This is a genomic window from Enterobacter sp. JBIWA005 (assembly GCF_019968805.1).
GTDB lineage: Bacteria > Pseudomonadota > Gammaproteobacteria > Enterobacterales > Enterobacteriaceae > Enterobacter > Enterobacter vonholyi.
Window position 1 is genome coordinate 2413113 of record NZ_CP074159.1, and the last position, 17680, is coordinate 2430792.

A 17680-nucleotide genomic window follows, 5' to 3' on the forward strand; every position below is an offset into this window, starting at 1 on the left:
GGGTGAGGGCATTGCTGAGGGTTTAGTGCTGTACGCCTGAGCGGTCAGAAAATTCGCTGGCGGAGAGAATATCACCCCGTGTTGCCGCCTGTTTCTGGCGAGCATAACGGTCAGGTACACCTTCAGGTCGCGTTTTGAAGCGACGGTGCAGCCACATATATTGTTCAGGCGCCATGCGTACGGCCTGCTCAATTGCCTTGTTCATCTGCGTCGCCACGGCTTCTTTATCGCCGCCCTGCAACGCCTCACTGATATCTTCCAGAATGATCAGCTCGTAACCGGTGCCATCCGCCCTGCGCCGCGGCACAAAGGGTATGACGGCAGGGTTAGCGCTTTTGACCAGCATATAGCTGCCCGCCGTCGTCGCGGCATCCGGCACCGCGAAGAACGGCACAAACACGCTGTTGGTTTTGCCATAGTCGTGGTCCGGGGCGTACCACAAAATTTCATTCTGCTTCAGCGAACGGATCATTCCCTTTAAATCATGGCGATCGAGCATGGTTTTGTTGGAGCGCAGGCGCCCGCGCGTCTGAAGCCAGTCCAGCAGGGCATTATTATTAGGACGATAAACCCCGATACCGGGGTTAAGCATGCCGAATATCCGCGCGCCCAGCTCAAGCGTCAGAAAATGCATTCCCACCAGCACCACGCCCTTTCCTTGCGCTCTGGCTTTCTCCATATGCTCATAACCCGTCACGGTAAAGCATTTCCGCACTCGCCATGCAGGCCAGAACCACGCCATCCCGGTTTCGATTACCCCCATTCCTACCGATTCAAAATTACGCTGCAGCAATGACTCTCTCTCCGCCTTTTTCATCTCCGGGAAACAGAGCTCCAGGTTGCGGCGTGCAATCTCGACGCGGCGCGGAAGCAGGCGCATCGCCAGTCTACCCAGGCCATTACCGATTCTGAACAGAAGCGGATAAGGGAGCAGCATGATGAGCCACAGTGCCGCAATGCCGGCCCAGCTTAGCCAGTAACGGGGATGAAGAAAGGCGAGTGAAAAACGGGGTAATTTTGTCATCAGAAAATTATCCTTTAACGTGTCTGTCCTTAATTGATTCTGTTGGAGATCTTTCCTAAGGATGTATGAAATGTCAGCCAGAAACGTAAAGTGTAACGGATAAGACAAAACGCATTTTTATCGATTTTTGCGAAAAAGCGGGAAGATGAGAGGGGAAAAACCGGGGAGAGAGTTTCCCCCCGGCAGTTGCGCTTACATTGAATAGCCTGGCTTTTTGATTAGTTCGTCCAGCTTCGGTCCTATTTCGGTATCCCAGACCTGCGCCTTCCAGTCCTCCTGGTTCACCTGATTCAACGCAACGGACACGGAACTGTCTTTGCTGTTGAAATGGCGAATAATGACCTCAGCAATATCCTCGGCCAGGGCAGCTTTTTGTTCGTCGTTCAAATCACGGGGAAAACATTTGATATCTACGTGTGGCATGTGCAGGCTTCCGGTTGTGAATGTGGGTTCTACGTTATCAGATAATATTATTTGCCTTTAACACCTTGTGCAGTTCCGGCAGCTGACATACGGTGTCCGCAATCGCCGTGAATTTAGGGGTGTTCTCGGCAAACCAGGCGTGACGAGGCCCCCAGGTGCGCGCCACCGCAATATAAACATCCAGCAGCGTCAGCCTTTCCCCCAGCGCGAACGGGGCAGCCTTGAGCTGGCTTTCGAACCACAAATAGAGGGACTTCCGGTATTCGATGCAGTTTTTCTGCAGCTGTTCGGGCGCATCCGGCACCCAGCGTTCGGGATAGTCCGCATACGTAAACGTGGGGTAGACGTTGGCCACAAACCAGATGAGCAAACGCTGAAACTGCTGGCGTTCGGCCTGCCCCACGGGCGGCGCGAGATCGGGACATCTGTCGAGCACCATCAGGGCAATCGCCGCCGTTTCGGTCATGATGGCGCCATTTTCCAGCTCCAGCGTACGTACCTGACACAGCGGGTTGAGCTTTTGCAGTAATTCACGCTGCGGACCGGGCTGGTCAAACCCGTCAACGTTGATAAATTGATAAGGGATATCAGCCAGGGTCAGCATCACTTCACCGATCGCCGAGCCCCAGCCGGGTACGCCATAGAGTTTAATCATGTTGCCCCCTCGGGAATGAAAACCCTAAGTGTAGAGTACCCTTAGTAGGTTATCCCAGGCGGGTTGACCTCCGATTGCGCCACCGCTTCGCCCTGCTCGCCCCAGCGCGCCAGCACCTTCTGGTACTCTCCGCGCTTAATCGCGCCGTCCAGCGCGGCCTGCAGCGCGTAAACCAGCTCATTGCCCTTTTTAGTGGTCGTGGCAACAAACGCCTTCTTCGGCCCTAACCCCACGACGCGGGTTTTGCCGGTGAGCGCGGCTTTCCAGGATGAAACCGACTGAGGGCCAAAGAACACATCTGCCCTGCCGGACTGGATATAGAGATTGCCCGAGGCATCGTCGTGGAGATAGACCGGCAGCGCGGGCGCCCGCCCCGCCTTTTTGTTCTCTTCGTTCCAGCCCAGCAGGATGCGCTCCTGATTGGTGCCAGAGCCAACAATCACCCTTTTCCCGGCCAGATCTGCCGCGCTTTTGATTGACTGAATATCGCTGGTGGATTTCACTGAAAACGCCAGCGAATCGACGCGATAGGTCGCAAAATCAAACTTCTCTTTACGCTGTTCGGTCACCGCAATGTTCACCAGCGCCACGTCGTAGCGCCCGGAAGCGATCCCCAGCGGCCAGTCTTCCCACGCCGTCGGCACCAGCTTTAGCTTCAGCCCCAGGCTGCCCGCCAGCAGGCGGGCGATATCCGGGTCGCTGCCAATCCGCGTGCGGTTATCGCTGGCCAGCAGCGCCAGCGGCGGGGAGTTCAGCATCGAGACGGCGACCGTCAGCGTACCCGGCTCAACGAATTTATAACCGGCGGGGATCTTCGCCACGGCCTGCCGATCCACCGTCACCGGCAGCGGCTGCTCGTTGGCTTTCAGATCGATGCTGGCGTGGCTCGCCGTCGTAAAAAGTAGCCCCGCCAGAAGTCCGTATTTCATCTGCGCTCCTTACAGCACTTTTGACAAGAACTGGCGCGTTCGCGCGTGTGACGGACGGTTTAACACCTCGTCACTGCTGCCCTGCTCGACAATTTTTCCGTCGACCATAAACACCACCTGATCCGCCACTTCCCGGGCAAAGCCGATCTCGTGAGTGACCACCACCAGCGTAGTGCCGGAGCGGGCCAGTTTTTTGATAACGTCAAGCACTTCCCCCACCAGCTCCGGATCCAGCGCCGAGGTGGGTTCATCAAACAGCATCACGCGTGGACGTAACGCCAGCGCGCGGGCAATGGCAATACGCTGCTGTTGCCCGCCGGAAAGATGCCGGGACCAGGCATCGGCTTTATCCCGCAGTCCGACCACATCCAGCAGGCTGTACGCTCTTTCCACCGCCTCTTTTTTGCTGAGCTTTTTATGCGCGACGGGCGCCTCAATCAGGTTTTCCAGCACCGTGAGGTGCGGAAAGAGGTTGAAGTTCTGAAAAACGTAGCCCACGTTGACGCGCTGTTTGAGGATCTCTTTCTCCTTCAGCTCGTAGAGCTTGTCGCCCTGACGACGGTAGCCAATGTAGTCCCCGTCAATCTGAATAAAGCCTTCGTCGACGCGCTCCAGATGGTTAATGGTGCGCAGCAGCGTCGATTTGCCCGACCCGGACGGCCCGAGAATAACCGTCACGGAACCGGGCGGGATCTCAAGCGAAACGTTGTCGAGCGCCTTATGGCGTCCAAAATACTTGCTGACGCCGGTAATGGAGATATGTCCTTCAGGAGAGGCTTGCATGGATAGGCTCCTGTGCTGTCGTGGTGGTGACGGAACGGGTACGACGAGCGGCACGATTCTGATTAACCGCAGAGCGGCGTTCGCTGCGGGCAAGCGCGCGTTCAACACCGTACTGGATAGCGGACAGGACGGTGGTGATCGCCAGGTACCACGCGGCACCGACCATCAGCAGCGGGATCACCTCCTGCGTGCGGTTGTAGATCATCTGGATGGTATAGAACAGTTCCGGCATCGCCAGGACGTACACCATCGCCGTGCCCTTGGCGAGGCTGATGATTTCATTGAAGCCCGACGGCAGAATAGTGCGCAGCGCCTGAGGCAAAATAATGCGGACCGTACGGCGCCAGGCCGGCAGGCCGAGCGCGGCGGCGGCCTCATACTGCCCGTGATCGACCCCGAGGAATCCGCCGCGAATGATCTCGGCGGTATAGGCGCTCTGCACCAGGGTTAACCCCACCACGGCGGTAGAGAACTGCCCCAGCACGTTGATGGTTTCAAAGCTGCCCCAGGTGATGCCGGTGAACGGCACGCCGAGCGAGAGCGTGTCGTAGAGATAGGAAAAGTTGTACAGGATAATCAGTACGACGATCAGCGGCAGCGAGCGAAACAGCCAGATGTAGGCCCACGCCAGGCTGCTCAGCAGCCAGGAAGAAGAGAGTCTCGCCAGGGCCAGCATGCCGCCAAACACCACGCTCAGCGCGGTACCGATCAGCGTCAGCAGCAGGGTCTGCCCGACGCCTTCGAGGATCACCGGGTCGAAGAACCAGCGGGCGAACACCGCCCACTCCCAGCGCGGGTTAAAGGCGACTGACTGAATCACGACCGCCAGGACAAACAGCGCCACCGCGGCGCCGACGGCCCGCAGCGGATAACGCGCCGGGACCACCTTAATGGTTTCAACGTTGCTCATCGTCGTTCCTCATGCGGTTTTACTGAACGCTTCGCGTACCAGCGTTTTCGTGAATCGCAGCCGACCGTCAAACGGCGGCTGGCTGTACTCTTCCGGATCGCGGTTCAGATCGAACTGCGCCTGATAGCCCTGGCTGAGATAGAGCCTGACCGCTTCCGGCTGGCGAAAGCCGGTTGTCAGGTAGATCTGACTGTACCCTGCCAGCACCGCCCTGCGCTCAAGCTCCTGCACCACGCGCCCGGCAAGCCCCTGCTGACGCAGGGTTTTGTCCGTCCAGATGCGTTTGATTTCTGCGGTGCGTTCGTCGAACGGTTTGTACGCGCCGGTGGCAATAATCTTCCCGTCGCGCTCCAGCACGATAAACAGCCCCTGCGGCGCTAAATACCACTCGGTGAGCTCAATTTCCGCATCTTTGGAGAAGTAGTCCCCGTATCGGGCCGCATATTCCCCGAACAGCCCCTCGATAATGGGCTGAAGCTCGGCATCTTCCGGTGAAACATCACGAAATCGTTCGCTCATCACGCCTCCTTAATCACCCAGGCCTGCCGGGTTCACTTCTGACTGAGGAATGCGCTCAACCCCTTCACCCCAGCGGTTCAGCACTTTGTCGTAATCGCCGTTTTTGATGACGCCATTCAGCGCGGTTTGCACCGGCTCAACCAGCCCGCTGCCTTTCTTCAGCGTCACCGCGATGTGCGCCGCCTTCGGCCAGCCGCCGTCGACGCTACCCACCAGTTTGGTTTTCCCGTTCAGCGCCGCTTTCCATGCGCCAATCACGTTCGGACCAAAGTAGGCATCCGCGCGCCCGGACTGCAGCGCCAGGGTTTGGGCGGCATCGTCTTTGGTATAGATCGGGGTAAAGGGCTTCAGTCCTTTCTTCAGATTTTCAGCATTCCATGCCAGCAGGATGGCCTCCTGATTGGTGCCGGAGCCGACGATAATCCGCAGCCCGGCAATGTCTTCCGCCTTCTGCAGCGACGTAATCGGGCTGGTGGATTTCACATAAAAGCCGAGGGAGTCCTTCCGGTAGGTGGCGAAATCAAACTTCTCTTTACGCTCTTTGGTAACGGTGATGTTGCTGATGGCCGCATCGTATTTCCCGGACGCCACGCCCAGGGGCCAGTCTTCCCAGGAGGTTGGCACCACGTTCAGCTCCAGCCCCAGGCTGTCGGCGACCAGACGGGCGACGTCAACCTCGCTTCCCAGCAGCGTTTTGTTGTCGTCGGAGAAAACCGTCAGCGGCGGTTGATTGAGGCCCGCCACCGCCACGGTAAATTTCCCCGGCACGGCAAAGCGATAGTCTTTCGGCAACTGTGCCACCGCATCATTGTTTTTGGCGGTATTAATCGGCGTTTTATTGGCCTCAATGCTCACGCCGGTGCCGTTAATATTGACGTTCTCTGCCCAGACGGCAGGGGTAAAGGCCAGCGCGAGCGCCAGAATAAGCGATGATTTCTGCATAGCGGGGTTCTCTTTATTGTTGTGTGTACTGGTTTTTCGGTTGGTCTAAGCCAAGGCTTTCGCGCAGCGTGGTGCCCGGGTAGTCGGTACGGAACAGGCCGCGGGCCTGCAGAACAGGTACTACCTGGTCAACAAAGCGCGGGAAGGTGTCCGGCGTGCCGCCCTGAATGATGAAGCCGTCAGCGGCATAGCCTTCGAACCAGGCCTGCAGACCATCGGCTACCTCTTCCGGCGTACCGGAAAAGCGCGGACGCGGCGAAGCGGCCTCAAGGGCCACCTGACGCAGGGTTAAGTTGCGCTCTCGGGCGTTACGCTTAATTTCATCGGTGGTGCTGCGGAAGCTGTTTTTGCCTAAGTCGCCGATATCCGGGAACGGCTCGTCGAGCGGATACTGGCTGAAATCGTGATGTTCAAAATAGCGTCCGAGGTAATTGAGGGCGTCGTTAATCGACACCAGCGCCGCCGTGGTCTGGTACTGATTTTCCACGTCATCGGCGTCTTTACCCACAATCACGCTGACGCCCTGGAAAATATGGAGATCCGAGGCGCGGCGACCGTTTGTTTCCAGCTGCTGTTTTACGTCCTGATAAAAGGCTTTTGCCTCGTCGAAGGTCTCGTGGTGGGTGAAAATGGCGTCGGCATGTTTCGCCGCCAGTTTTTTCCCATCGTCCGACGCCCCGGCCTGAAAGACAATCGGGCGACCCTGCGGCGTGCGGCCAATATTCAGCGGACCGGCGACCTGGAAGAAGTCACCGTGGTGATCGAGCGTATGCAGTTTGGCCGGGTCAAAAAATTGACCGCTCTCTTTGTTGCGGATAAACGCGTCGCCTTCCCAGGAATCCCACAGCCCTTTCACCACGTCAAGATACTCATCGGCAATGCGATAGCGCAGCGCGTGTTCGGGGTGTTTTTCGCGGGAAAAGTTCTTCGCCGACCCTTCCAGCGGCGAGGTCACCACGTTCCAGCCCGCGCGGCCGTTGCTGAGGTGATCGAGGCTGGCAAACTGGCGCGCCGTGGTAAAGGGCTCGCTGTAGGAGGTGGATAAGGTTCCCACCAGTCCCAGGCGCGAGGTGATGCTGGCCAGTGCGGAAAGCACGGTTAACGGTTCAAAACGATTCAGAAAATGAGGGATCGATTTCTCGTTAATATAGAGACCATCGGCCACAAAGAGAAAATCGAGCTTACCTTCCTCGGCCTTTAACGCCGTCGCTTTCACGAAGTCGAAATTAATACTGGCGTCGGCGATCGCCGCAGGATGGCGCCACGCGGACATATTTCCGGATGCACCATGCAGAATGGTGCCCAGCCGCAGTTGTCGGGTTGCAGACATATTTACCTCTCCTGAATTAAATGTGTTGCAGGGCTTTTTCCGCAAGCTGTGCAAAATAGCGGGCAGCGGGCTCAATCAGCGCTTCATCCGGGTTGAAGGCCGGGTGATGTAAACCAAACGGGCTGTTGCTGCCAATGCTGACAAACGCGCCGGGAACTGACTGCAAATAGACCGCAAAATCTTCCCCGCCCATATGCAGTTCCGCGTGCCGGGTTTCATATCCGGCCTCACGCGCGACCGAGGTGGCAAAATCAGCCCAGCGCTCATCGTTCACCAGCGCGGTGGGCCCGGCATACCAGGTGATATCAATCTGCGCGCTAAAGGCGCTGGCAAACCCGGCGGCGATTTCACCCACGCGGGCTTTCACATTCTGCTGCACTTCCGTGCGATGGGTGCGCAGCGTGCCTTCCAGCTCGACGCTTTCCGGCAGCACGTTCCAGGTGTTACCGCCCGCGATGCGGGTCACGCTCAGCACCACCGAATCCAGCGTGTTGACGTTGCGGCTGGCGACGCTTTGCAGCGCAGTCACCAGCTGGCTTGCCAGCACAATGGCGTCGTTGCCTTCGTGAGGACGCGCGGCGTGCGCGCCTTTACCGGTAATGCGGATCACAAAGCGGTCGACGTTGGCATAGAACGGCCCGCCGCGCGTGGCGAACTCACCGACCGGCAGGCCGGGCTCGTTGTGCATGCCGAAGATTGCGCTGACATCGCGCAGGGCACCGGCGCGCACCATGCTCTTCGCACCGCCAAAGTTCTCTTCGGCAGGCTGAAACAGGATCCGCACCCGGCCGTTTAGCGAGGCTTCCCGCTCTTTCAGCTTTAACGCGGCGCCGAGGATGACGCTGGTGTGGATATCGTGTCCGCAGGCGTGCATCACCCCTGCACGCTGCGAGCTAAACGGCACGCCGCTGCGCTCCTCGATCGGCAGCGCGTCGATATCTGCCCGCAGCGCAACCAGCCTGCTGCCCGTCCCGATTTCCGCCACCAGTCCGGTAGACAGATCGTAAGGCTGCGGGGTAATCCCGGCATTCGTCAGCCACTGGCGCAGGCGCGTTGTGGTCTCCACTTCCTGGCCGGACAGCTCCGGGTTCTGGTGCAGTTCGCGACGCCAGGCAATCAGCTGTTCGCCAAAGCTCATACGGTGACCTCCTTGTTAAGACGCGCCTCGGCCAGCAGACGCAGCGACGCGACGCGCGTTGCTCCCTCCGCCACCGGCGTGTCGATGATAAATTCGTCAATACCCCACTGCTGATGCAGCGCGTTGAGCTGTTCCACTACCGACTCAGCGGTGCCCGCCAGCAGCGACTGCGCGCGACGTGCGATGCGCACCGGCTCGCTGCCCGCCTGCCGCGCAAACGCGTAGGCCTGCTCTTCGCTGGCCACGGTGACGCGCTGTCCGTTTGCCAGCTCAACGCCCCACACTTCGACCTTCTGCGCCAGCGCGTCTGCCTCGGCCTGCGTTGGCGCGACGATCGCCTGTACCGCCACAATCACGTCCCGCGCGCTGTGCTTACGCCAGGTCGATACCACCTCGCGCAGCAGGTCCGGATCGCCGTTCAGGTGCGCGGCAAACACAAAGTTCCAGTCGAGCCCGGCGGCCAGCAGCGCGCTATCGATACTCGCGCCCAGCAGGAAACCCTCAGCAGGCGACGGCGGCAGCGGCGTGGCGCGGACGGCCTCTTCATTTGACTGATGCTCAGGACGGATCCAGCGATCGAGCTGGGCCAGCTGTTCTGCAAAGCTGCCCTTTTCCTGTTGATTCAGGCCCTGCTGCAGCGCGCGGGTTGAGAGCGGTAATCCGCCGGGGGCTTTCCCGACTCCGAGATCCACACGGCCGGGCGCCAGCGCGGCCAGCACGTTGAAATTCTCGGCGACTTTATAAGGGCTGTAGTGCTGTAGCATCACGCCGCCAGAGCCAACGCGAATGCGCGTGGTCTGCCCGAGGATCCAGGCAATCAGCAGCTCCGGCGAAGGGCTGGCAAGCTGTGGGGTGTTGTGGTGTTCGGCAATCCAGAAGCGGTGATAGCTCAGATTTTCTGCCTGCTGCGCCAGCGCCAGGCTACGCGCCAGCGCATCGGCAGCCGTTTCGTTTTCAGCGATGGGGCTTTTATCCAGAATGCTGATTCGCCATGACATGTTGCGTTCTCGTTTGACTTAACATGTCGACATTATTAAAGGCGCATTTCACCACTGAGAAACAATTAATTTACATTTAGTTTGCCGGAAATCAGATATATAAAACCATGCTAAGAATAAGACTTTAAGGAGGCGATCAGCGTTTCCACCTGCTCCCGACGGGTAATGCGGACGAAGCGAATATGGCTGTATTGCGGGTTTTGCAGATCGGCTTCATAGCGCGTGCGGTTATTACGCCAGGTTTTGATCGTCCAGATGATAATGGATTCTCTGCTGAAGAACGCGCGCCGGAAACTCTCTTTATTTCCCGTTCCGGGCCAAAGCTCGTGTTTATGCCAGGCCCGTTTTATTGCTCGGGTGACCGCCTGCCTGAGGGTGCGGGCAAACCCATAATCCACCCACACCACCACATCTACATTGCGCCATTTCACCGGTCGCGTACGGTTGTAGTTTCCGTCGAGCACCCAGTCTGGCGAAGCCTGTAGCGCCTGCTCCAGCTTTTCTTGAAACTCATCGTCCGGCGTGCCCTGCCAGTCAGCCTGCCAGTAGAGTCTGTCCATCTCGATACAGGGAATAGACAGCGCGGTCGCAATCTGCTTCGCCAGCGTGCTTTTTCCGCTCCCGCTGGTTCCGATGACGTTAATTTTCACCTCAGCCTCACTGTGTTAACGAAAACTGACCAAATGATAGCGTTTTCATCCTGTTAACGAAACGCTATTTCAGCATGACAATTTTTCCACAGTGACGATCTCCCTCTTGCAGTTTGGGTTATGTCATTTATTTGCATCGCCATCCCAAAATGCCCCTGAAAATATTTTCATTTTTATTACATCCGACAAAATTAACAGATTAAAAATAATGAACAGTGGGTATTTCAGGCAGTCAAAATTTCAGAGAGAATAAGCAGAAGACAGTTATAAAAAATAATCACACTCATCTTGCCGGAGCGTTTTCCGGATGTTTTTTATTCTTGCACATCATCATGGAGTTACTCATGAGGCGTAACACTCCCGTTACACAAAACGAGTATTTACTTAACGATGGTTCGACGTTAATGTCGACCACCGATACAAAAAGTCATATTACCTACGCTAATTCCGCTTTTATTGAAGCCAGCGGATATAAAGAAGAGCATCTTTTGGGCGAGCCGCATAACCTCATCCGCCATCCCGACATGCCTGCCGAAGCGTTTGGCGACATGTGGTTTACCCTGCAGCAAGGTGAGACCTGGACCGGGCTGGTGAAGAATCGTCGTAATAATGGCGATCACTACTGGGTGCGAGCAAACGTGACGCCGGTCTGGCAGGGCGGATCCCTGACGGGCTATATTTCCGTGCGAAATAAACCCACACGCGAGGAGATTGCGGCCAGTGAAAAACTCTATACAAAAGTGCGTAATAACGAATTAAAACATTACCGTTTTTATAAAGGATTGCTGGTTCGACGCGGTTTATTTTCATTTATCTCGCTCTTTAAATGTCTCAGCACCCGTAAACGAATCCATCTTGGTATTGCGACGACGGCGTTACTCTCCTGTCTGGCCGTGTATTTATTTCCTGATAAATTTGTGCAATCGGCAAGTCTGGTGCTGCTCTTTACTTCCCTCGGTTATTATCTTCATGCGCAGATCGCCAGTCCGTTAAAATCCATTGTGCAACAGATGCAGCGCGTGGTTTCAGGACGTAAAACGGACTATTACCATTTTGACAGGATCGATGATATCGGGCTGATGATGCGCCTGGTGAATCAATCAGGTTTGAACCTGAATTCGCTGGTTGATGATGTCGGGGCGCAAATCAGCGGAATTAGCACCATCAGCCAGCAGGTTGCCAAAGAAGGTGCGGCGCTACAGACGCGCTCTGAAGAAACAGCAGCCTTTCTGCAGCAAACCGCGTCGGCAGTAGAAGAGATTGCCAGCGCGGTGAAGCAGACGGCCGAAACCGCGAACGAGGCGATCCAGATGGCCGATCGCACCAGCGACAGCGCACACCGCGGTGAAGCGATGATGAAAGAGACCATCGGTATGATGCAGTCCGTGTCGCAGGATAACAGCCAGATCGTTGATATTATCAGCGTTATCGATCGCATAGCCTTCCAGACTAACATTCTTGCGCTGAACGCTGCCGTTGAAGCGGCGCGTGCGGGTGAAGCCGGGCGCGGTTTTGCCGTGGTGGCGGCTGAAGTGCGTAATCTTGCGCAGCACTCCGCGACGGCGGCAAAAGAGATCAAAGCGCTGATCGAAAAAAACGTCGCCAGCGTCAACGCTGGCGTGGAGAAAGTGGAACAGACCGAAACGCAGCTGACGGTTATGATCGACAACGTGCTGCGGGTCTCCTCCCTGATTAAGGAGATCGGCCACGCCACGCAGGAGCAAACCCAGGCGCTGACGCTCATCAACGCATCCATCTCCCGCATCGGCGCAATGACCCACAACAATACGGGGATGGTGGATAACGTCACTCACGCCGCGAATCACCTGACGGAGCGCACGACGCGCCTTAAGCAGGCGATTGCCGTTTTTGGCGGTTAGCCGTTCGGGGTCTGTGAAGCCTGAGATGATTTTTTGTGCGTTATCGCAGATCCGTCACCCGCCTGTTACCGTTTCATGTTAACGGCGGGTGTGCTCTGAGGTAACCCCAATTTATACCATCTGGTAATAATTAAGATATTCTGATGATTAAATAATCAACCTCGCGATTGTTTTGACTAAAAACTCATCACGATTCAGCGTGTTGTGATCCCCGTCTGCTCTGACCACACGATTTCCTTCGACGTGCATCACTTTCGGCACGGTTATATTTTGCGTCGCTTATGAATTGCAGGTAGGATGCCTCGCCATGTTTCGCCTTATCCATACGCAGAATGACTGGGAAGGCGACATGTGTTTGCGCAGAAGCAATCGTTTGTATTGCGCTCTGCCAGGCAGGACTATCACGATAATGGTTCAGACAGGCAAACAGGTAACTCAATGAAAACAAGCAATAAAAGCGCAGCCGATCATCACGCTGCTAAACGTCGCTGGTTGAACTCCCACGAAGAGGGCTACCACAAAGCGATGGGCAACCGTCAGGTTCAAATGATCGCCATCGGCGGCGCTATCGGAACGGGTCTGTTTTTAGGTGCTGGTGCACGCCTGCAGATGGCTGGCCCGGCTCTCGCCCTGGTCTATCTGGTGTGCGGGATCTTCTCTTTCTTCATTCTACGCGCGCTGGGCGAACTGGTACTGCATCGCCCTTCCAGCGGCAGCTTCGTCTCTTATGCCCGTGAATTCCTCGGTGAAAAAGCCGCTTACGTTGCGGGCTGGATGTACTTCGTCAACTGGGCAATGACCGGTATCGTCGATATCACCGCCGTTGCGCTGTATATGCACTACTGGGGCGCGTTTGGCGATGTGCCACAGTGGGTCTTTGCGCTTGGCGCGCTGGCGATTGTCGGCACCATGAACATGATCGGCGTGAAGTGGTTCGCGGAGATGGAGTTCTGGTTTGCGCTGGTAAAAGTACTGGCCATCGTGGTGTTCCTGGTCGTGGGTACCGTCTTCCTGGGCAGCGGCAAGCCGCTGGACGGCAATGCCACCGGCTTCCACCTGATAACCGATAACGGTGGATTCTTCCCGCACGGTCTGCTGCCTGCGCTGGTGCTGGTTCAGGGCGTCGTGTTCGCCTTCGCCTCTATCGAACTGGTGGGTACCGCAGCTGGGGAATGTAAAGACCCGCAGACCATGGTGCCAAAAGCCATTAATAGCGTGATCTGGCGTATCGGTCTGTTCTACGTCGGTTCAGTGGTGCTGCTGGTTCTGCTGCTCCCGTGGACTGCCTATCAGGCGGGTCAGAGTCCGTTCGTGACCTTCTTCTCTAAGCTGGGCGTGCCTTACGTTGGCAGCATAATGAACATCGTGGTCCTGACCGCGGCGCTCTCCAGCCTGAACTCCGGCCTTTACTCTACCGGCCGTATCCTGCGCTCCATGTCGATGGGCGGTTCTGCGCCGAAATTCATGTCGAAGATGAGCAAGCAGCACGTGCCGTACGCCGGTATTCTGGCGACGCTGGTAGTGTACGTATTCGGCGTATTCCTGAACTATCTGGTACCGTCTCAGGTATTCGAAATCGTTCTGAACGTGGCGGCACTCGGGATTATCGCGTCCTGGGGCTTTATCGTGGTCTGCCAGATGCGTCTGCGCAAAGCGATTAAAGAAGGCAAAGCCGCTGACGTCAGCTTTAAGCTGCCTGGCGCGCCGGTGACCTCCTGGCTCACCCTGCTCTTCCTGTTCAGCGTGCTGGTGCTGATGGCGTTCGACTACCCGAACGGCACCTACACCATCGCGACCATTCCGCTGCTGGCCGTGCTGCTTATTGCGGGCTGGTTCGGCGTGCGTAAACGCGTTCATGAAATTCACAGCACCGCGCCGGTTCATCCTGATGATGAAAAACACGACGCGCCGCTGGTGGAAGAAACCTCGCGTTAAGCATCCGGTAAGCATTAAAAAGGGAAGGCAAATGCCTTCCCTTTTTTTATCTTACAGCGCGATACGAATGACATCGTCAGGCTGGGTAGCTTCCTGCTGGCGAGTCGATTTTTGCTTCACCGTCACGTACAGGGTTTTGCCATCCGCAGAGAGCGCCAGGCTGTTCGGGTAGACCGGCGTGTCGAACGTTTTAGTCACCTTATACGTTTTCGCATCTATCACGCTCACCTTGCCGGCTTCACGGTGCGTCACATAGGCTTCATTGCGGGCTGGGTTAAACAGGACCGCCAGTGACTCAGGCGCGGATATTTTCTCGATCACGCTACCGTCTTTCAGGCTCACCACCAGCACTTCCGGCTGCTTTGAATCGGTCAGGAACGCGCGCTGCCCGGCAGTGTCGAGGCTCAGGTTCAGGTAGAAGTGCTCTTTCCCGTCATCCTGCACTTTTTTACGGCTCAGGATTTTGTTCGTGGCCGTATCAATGGTTAACAACTCGCCGTCCGCATTCGTGGTGTACAGACGTTTCGCCTGCCCATCCAGCGCCAGGCCGGTGCTGTAAGTACCGGTATTGGCAATGGTCTCTTTTAGCTTCAGCGTGGCGCCATCCACCACCCAAATCACGCTCTCTTTACCGACACCGGTGATGTAAATGGTGTTGCTCGCGTCGTCCGCCACCAGCTGGCGCGGCTGCAGCGGTTTGACGGTTTCGCTGCGTTGACGCCCGTCCAGCACCAGCCGCCCTTTTACGTCACCCGTTTTAGCATCAATCGCGGTTACCGCGCCGTTGATCGTATTGCCGAACCACAGCGTTTGGGTCGCATTGTCAATGGTGGCACCAAAGGGCTTGAGATCGCTATGGATCGCCTGCGTCACGTCCAGCGTGACCGGATCAAGACGGTAGACCACTCCGCCCTTATCGGTTTTACGGCTTTGCGAGGTCGCCACCCACAGCGCATTCTCCTGCTGGCTGACCGCCATTTCATACGCCCCTTTGCCCACCGCTTTACGCAGCACCTCTTCGGCGGCATGCACCTGGAACGTCCCGGCAAGCAGTAAAGTGGCAGACAGCAGTGACAGGCTCAGACGCGGTGAGCACAGATGACGTAAAGACATAACAATTCCTTTTCTGAAAAGTGGGGTTTGGGCTGACATCACTTCCGGCAGACAACGTCATGGCATTGCCTTTTGATAATGAGAATAGTAATCATTAATGTGTTAAATGTGGAGTTTTTCTTTCCCGCTTCGCCTTCCATTAACGCAATGTGCGGTTATAGTTTTCAAAACTTTTACAAAACCTTTAACATATATGGACATGTTCCATTTGGTTCGTTTACATACCACAACCGGTTTTATTCATGAAAATCATTTCTGCCCGTAAGGCTTCTCTCCCGCTGCTGCTGGTTCCTGTTATTTCTGCGCCGCTCACCGCAATGAGCGCGGAAGAACAAACCATGATCGTCAGCGCCACGCCGCAAACCGTATCGGAACTCGATACACCGGCAGCGGTCAGCGTCGTTAATGGCGACGACATGCGCCAGGCCGCGCCGCGCATCAACCTGTCTGAATCCCTTGGCAGCGTCCCGGGACTGCAAATCCAGAACCGTCAGAACTATGCCCAGGACCTCCAGCTTTCGATGCGCGGATTTGGTGCCCGCTCAACGTTTGGCGTGCGCGGTATCCGTATGTATGTCGACGGTATCCCTGCCACCATGCCGGACGGACAGGGCCAGACCTCCAACATCGATCTTTCCAGCGTGGAGAGCGTTGAAGTGCTGCGCGGCCCCTTCTCTGCCCTGTACGGCAACGCCTCCGGCGGCGTGATTAACATCAACACCCAGACCGGTAAGCAGCCGCCGACCATTGAAGCCAGCAGCTATTACGGCAGCTACGGTACCTGGCGCTACGGCATGAAAGCCACCGGCGCGATGGGTGATGGCACCCACGCGGGCGATGTGGATTACACCGTTTCCACCACCCGTTTCACCACCAAAGGCTACCGCGACCACAGCGGCGCACGGAAAAACCTCGCTAACGCCAAACTGGGCGTGCGCATTGACGACGTCAGCAAGCTGACGCTGATTTTCAACAGCGTGGACATGAAGGCCAACGATCCGGGCGGGCTGAGCTATCAGGAGTGGCAGAACAATCCGCGTCAGTCACCGCGCGGCGACCAGTACAACACCCGCAAGACCATCAAGCAGACCCAGGCCGGTCTGCGCTACGATCGTCAGCTCAGCGCTCAGGACGACCTGAGCGTGATGATGTACGCCGGTGAGCGTGAAATGACGCAGTACCAGTCGATTCCGTATCAGCCGCAGCTACAAGCCTCCCATTCCGGCGGCGTGATTGATATGCAGCGCCACTATCAGGGCGTGGATACCCGCTGGACGCACCGCGGCGAGCTGCTGGTACCGGTGACTTTTACCACCGGTCTGAACTATGAAAACCTGAGTGAAGATCGTCGCGGTTACGAGAACTTCGTGATGAGCAATGGCGTGCCGGACTATGGCGTGAAGGGTGATAAGCGTCGAAACGAACGTAACCTGATGTGGAACGTTGACCCTTACCTGCAAACGAGCTGGCAGCTGACGCAGAAACTCTCTGTTGATGCGGGGGTGCGCTACGGTTCGGTCTGGTTTGATTCCAACGACCATTACGTTACGCCGGGCAACGGTGATGACAGCTCATAAATGGCTTCCGGCCGGTTCCGTGAAGTATGCGGTGACGGACGCATGGAACCTCTACGCTGCCGCAGGGCGTGGGTTCGAAACGCCAACCATCAACGAGCTCTCCTATCGCGCCGATAACCAGGGAGGCCTCAACATTGGGCTGCAGCCGTCCACCAACAATACGTATGAAGTGGGCAGCAAAACCCGAATCGGCAACGGCCTGCTGACGGCGGCGCTGTTCCGCACCGATACGGATGACGAGATCGTGGTGGACTCCAGTTCAGGCGGCCGCACAACCTATAAAAATGCCGGGAAAACTCGTCGTCAGGGTGTGGAAGTTTCCCTCGATCAGCAGTTTGCTGAGAACTGGAAGCTGAAGATGGCGTGGACGTATCTGGATGCCACCTACCGGACTAACGTCTGCAGCGACGCAGACTGTAACGGTAACCGGATGCCGGGTATTGCCCGCAATATGGGTTTCGCCTCGTTTGGCTGGCAGCCGGAGGAAGGCTGGTACGCGGGCACGGACGTGCGTTACATGAGCGATATCATGGCCGACGACGAGAATACGGCGAAAGCGCCGTCGTATACGGTGGTCGGGCTGAACACAGGGTACAAATTCAACTACGGCAGCTGGGGCATGGACGTCTTTGGCCGCGTCGATAACCTGTTCGATAAAGAGTACGCGGGCTCGGTTATTGTCAACGAGTCTAACGGTCGTTATTACGAGCCTGCACCAGGCCGTAACTACGGGGTCGGGCTGTCGGTCTCTTATCGCTTCGAGTAAGCTAAAAGAAAAGTTTATTTGATTAATGAAATAACGCTCCTGATGGCAATAAACCATCAGGAGTTATTCACCGGATAAATAATTAGGTGCGAAATATAGTCGCCCTGC

At 56.7% G+C, this 17680-nt stretch carries 13 protein-coding genes and 2 pseudogenes; 3 read left to right on the top strand and 12 right to left on the bottom strand.

Going from position 1 to position 17680, the window contains the following annotated elements; all coding sequences use genetic code 11:
- Positions 1 to 22 precede the first annotated feature (22 nt).
- The 11 genes and pseudogenes from KGP22_RS11420 to KGP22_RS11470 all read right to left on the bottom strand — a co-directional run bounded on the left by KGP22_RS11420 (position 23) and on the right by KGP22_RS11470 (position 10301).
- Positions 23 to 1024, bottom strand: a complete 1002-nt coding sequence (locus tag KGP22_RS11420) for a Kdo(2)-lipid IV(A) acyltransferase (RefSeq protein WP_223578918.1) — start codon at positions 1022 to 1024, stop codon at positions 23 to 25.
- A gap of 192 nt (positions 1025 to 1216) precedes the next feature.
- On the bottom strand, positions 1217 to 1447 hold the full coding sequence (pptA, locus tag KGP22_RS11425; RefSeq protein WP_023311964.1) for a tautomerase PptA: 231 nt from the start codon (positions 1445 to 1447) through the stop codon (positions 1217 to 1219).
- Positions 1448 to 1484: 37 nt separating this feature from the next.
- A complete protein-coding gene (locus tag KGP22_RS11430; protein WP_223578921.1) occupies positions 1485 to 2102 on the bottom strand; it encodes a glutathione S-transferase family protein in 618 nt (205 codons plus the stop codon).
- 41 nt (positions 2103 to 2143) lie between these two features.
- Positions 2144 to 3031, bottom strand: a complete 888-nt coding sequence (locus KGP22_RS11435; protein ID WP_111963653.1) for a transporter substrate-binding domain-containing protein — start codon at positions 3029 to 3031, stop codon at positions 2144 to 2146.
- Between the two features lie 9 nt (positions 3032 to 3040).
- Entirely contained in the window at positions 3041 to 3814 is a 774-nt protein-coding gene (locus tag KGP22_RS11440) for an amino acid ABC transporter ATP-binding protein (protein ID WP_223578924.1), read from the bottom strand.
- Positions 3798 to 4724, bottom strand: coding sequence for an amino acid ABC transporter permease (locus tag KGP22_RS11445; RefSeq protein WP_111963654.1), 927 nt, complete (start codon positions 4722 to 4724; stop codon positions 3798 to 3800). Before KGP22_RS11445 ends, KGP22_RS11440 begins: the two co-directional genes overlap by 17 nt.
- A gap of 9 nt (positions 4725 to 4733) precedes the next feature.
- Positions 4734 to 5243, bottom strand: a complete 510-nt coding sequence (locus KGP22_RS11450; protein WP_111963655.1) for a GNAT family N-acetyltransferase — start codon at positions 5241 to 5243, stop codon at positions 4734 to 4736.
- Between the two features lie 9 nt (positions 5244 to 5252).
- Positions 5253 to 7515 (bottom strand): annotated as a pseudogene (locus KGP22_RS11455) (NtaA/DmoA family FMN-dependent monooxygenase).
- A 16-nt stretch (positions 7516 to 7531) separates the two neighbouring features.
- The gene (locus KGP22_RS11460; RefSeq protein WP_223578927.1) at positions 7532 to 8653 is read right to left on the bottom strand and encodes an amidohydrolase; all 1122 of its coding nucleotides are present in this window, start codon (positions 8651 to 8653) and stop codon (positions 7532 to 7534) included.
- On the bottom strand, positions 8650 to 9651 hold the full coding sequence (locus tag KGP22_RS11465; protein ID WP_223578930.1) for an LLM class flavin-dependent oxidoreductase: 1002 nt from the start codon (positions 9649 to 9651) through the stop codon (positions 8650 to 8652). The genes KGP22_RS11460 and KGP22_RS11465 overlap by 4 nt, the downstream gene beginning before the upstream one ends.
- Before the next feature lie 110 nt (positions 9652 to 9761).
- On the bottom strand, positions 9762 to 10301 hold the full coding sequence (locus KGP22_RS11470; protein WP_115875251.1) for an AAA family ATPase: 540 nt from the start codon (positions 10299 to 10301) through the stop codon (positions 9762 to 9764).
- 344 nt (positions 10302 to 10645) lie between these two features.
- On the opposite strand from KGP22_RS11470, the gene KGP22_RS11475 reads away from it, so the two are divergent.
- Together KGP22_RS11475 and ansP are read left to right on the top strand one after the other, a co-directional pair.
- The gene (locus KGP22_RS11475) at positions 10646 to 12181 is read left to right on the top strand and encodes a methyl-accepting chemotaxis protein (protein WP_223578933.1); all 1536 of its coding nucleotides are present in this window, start codon (positions 10646 to 10648) and stop codon (positions 12179 to 12181) included.
- Between the two features lie 438 nt (positions 12182 to 12619).
- Positions 12620 to 14116 (top strand): L-asparagine permease, encoded by a 1497-nt coding sequence (gene ansP / locus KGP22_RS11480; protein WP_111963662.1) that lies wholly within the window; start codon positions 12620 to 12622, stop codon positions 14114 to 14116.
- Positions 14117 to 14167: 51 nt separating this feature from the next.
- Here ansP and KGP22_RS11485 read toward each other — a convergent pair whose 3' ends face one another.
- Positions 14168 to 15229, bottom strand: coding sequence for a YncE family protein (locus KGP22_RS11485; RefSeq protein WP_111963663.1), 1062 nt, complete (start codon positions 15227 to 15229; stop codon positions 14168 to 14170).
- Positions 15230 to 15471: 242 nt separating this feature from the next.
- Here KGP22_RS11485 and pqqU point away from each other — a divergent pair.
- Positions 15472 to 17572, top strand: a pseudogene (gene pqqU / locus KGP22_RS11490) (TonB-dependent receptor PqqU).
- Positions 17573 to 17680 lie beyond the last annotated feature (108 nt).

Bases quoted from the DNA above. Each gene is read 5' to 3' on its own strand.
- KGP22_RS11440 (WP_223578924.1), bottom strand. From the start codon at position 3,814: ATGCAAGCCTCTCCTGAAGGACATATCTCCATTACCGGCGTCAGCAAG.
- KGP22_RS11450 (WP_111963655.1), bottom strand. From the start codon at position 5,243: ATGAGCGAACGATTTCGTGATGTTTCACCGGAAGATGCCGAGCTTCAG.
- KGP22_RS11460 (WP_223578927.1), bottom strand. From the start codon at position 8,653: ATGAGCTTTGGCGAACAGCTGATTGCCTGGCGTCGCGAACTGCACCAG.
- KGP22_RS11475 (WP_223578933.1), top strand. From the start codon at position 10,646: ATGAGGCGTAACACTCCCGTTACACAAAACGAGTATTTACTTAACGAT.
- KGP22_RS11435 (WP_111963653.1), bottom strand. From the start codon at position 3,031: ATGAAATACGGACTTCTGGCGGGGCTACTTTTTACGACGGCGAGCCAC.
- KGP22_RS11445 (WP_111963654.1), bottom strand. From the start codon at position 4,724: ATGAGCAACGTTGAAACCATTAAGGTGGTCCCGGCGCGTTATCCGCTG.
- KGP22_RS11430 (WP_223578921.1), bottom strand. From the start codon at position 2,102: ATGATTAAACTCTATGGCGTACCCGGCTGGGGCTCGGCGATCGGTGAA.
- KGP22_RS11465 (WP_223578930.1), bottom strand. From the start codon at position 9,651: ATGTCATGGCGAATCAGCATTCTGGATAAAAGCCCCATCGCTGAAAAC.
- KGP22_RS11420 (WP_223578918.1), bottom strand. From the start codon at position 1,024: ATGACAAAATTACCCCGTTTTTCACTCGCCTTTCTTCATCCCCGTTAC.
- pptA (WP_023311964.1), bottom strand. From the start codon at position 1,447: ATGCCACACGTAGATATCAAATGTTTTCCCCGTGATTTGAACGACGAA.
- ansP (WP_111963662.1), top strand. From the start codon at position 12,620: ATGAAAACAAGCAATAAAAGCGCAGCCGATCATCACGCTGCTAAACGT.
- KGP22_RS11485 (WP_111963663.1), bottom strand. From the start codon at position 15,229: ATGTCTTTACGTCATCTGTGCTCACCGCGTCTGAGCCTGTCACTGCTG.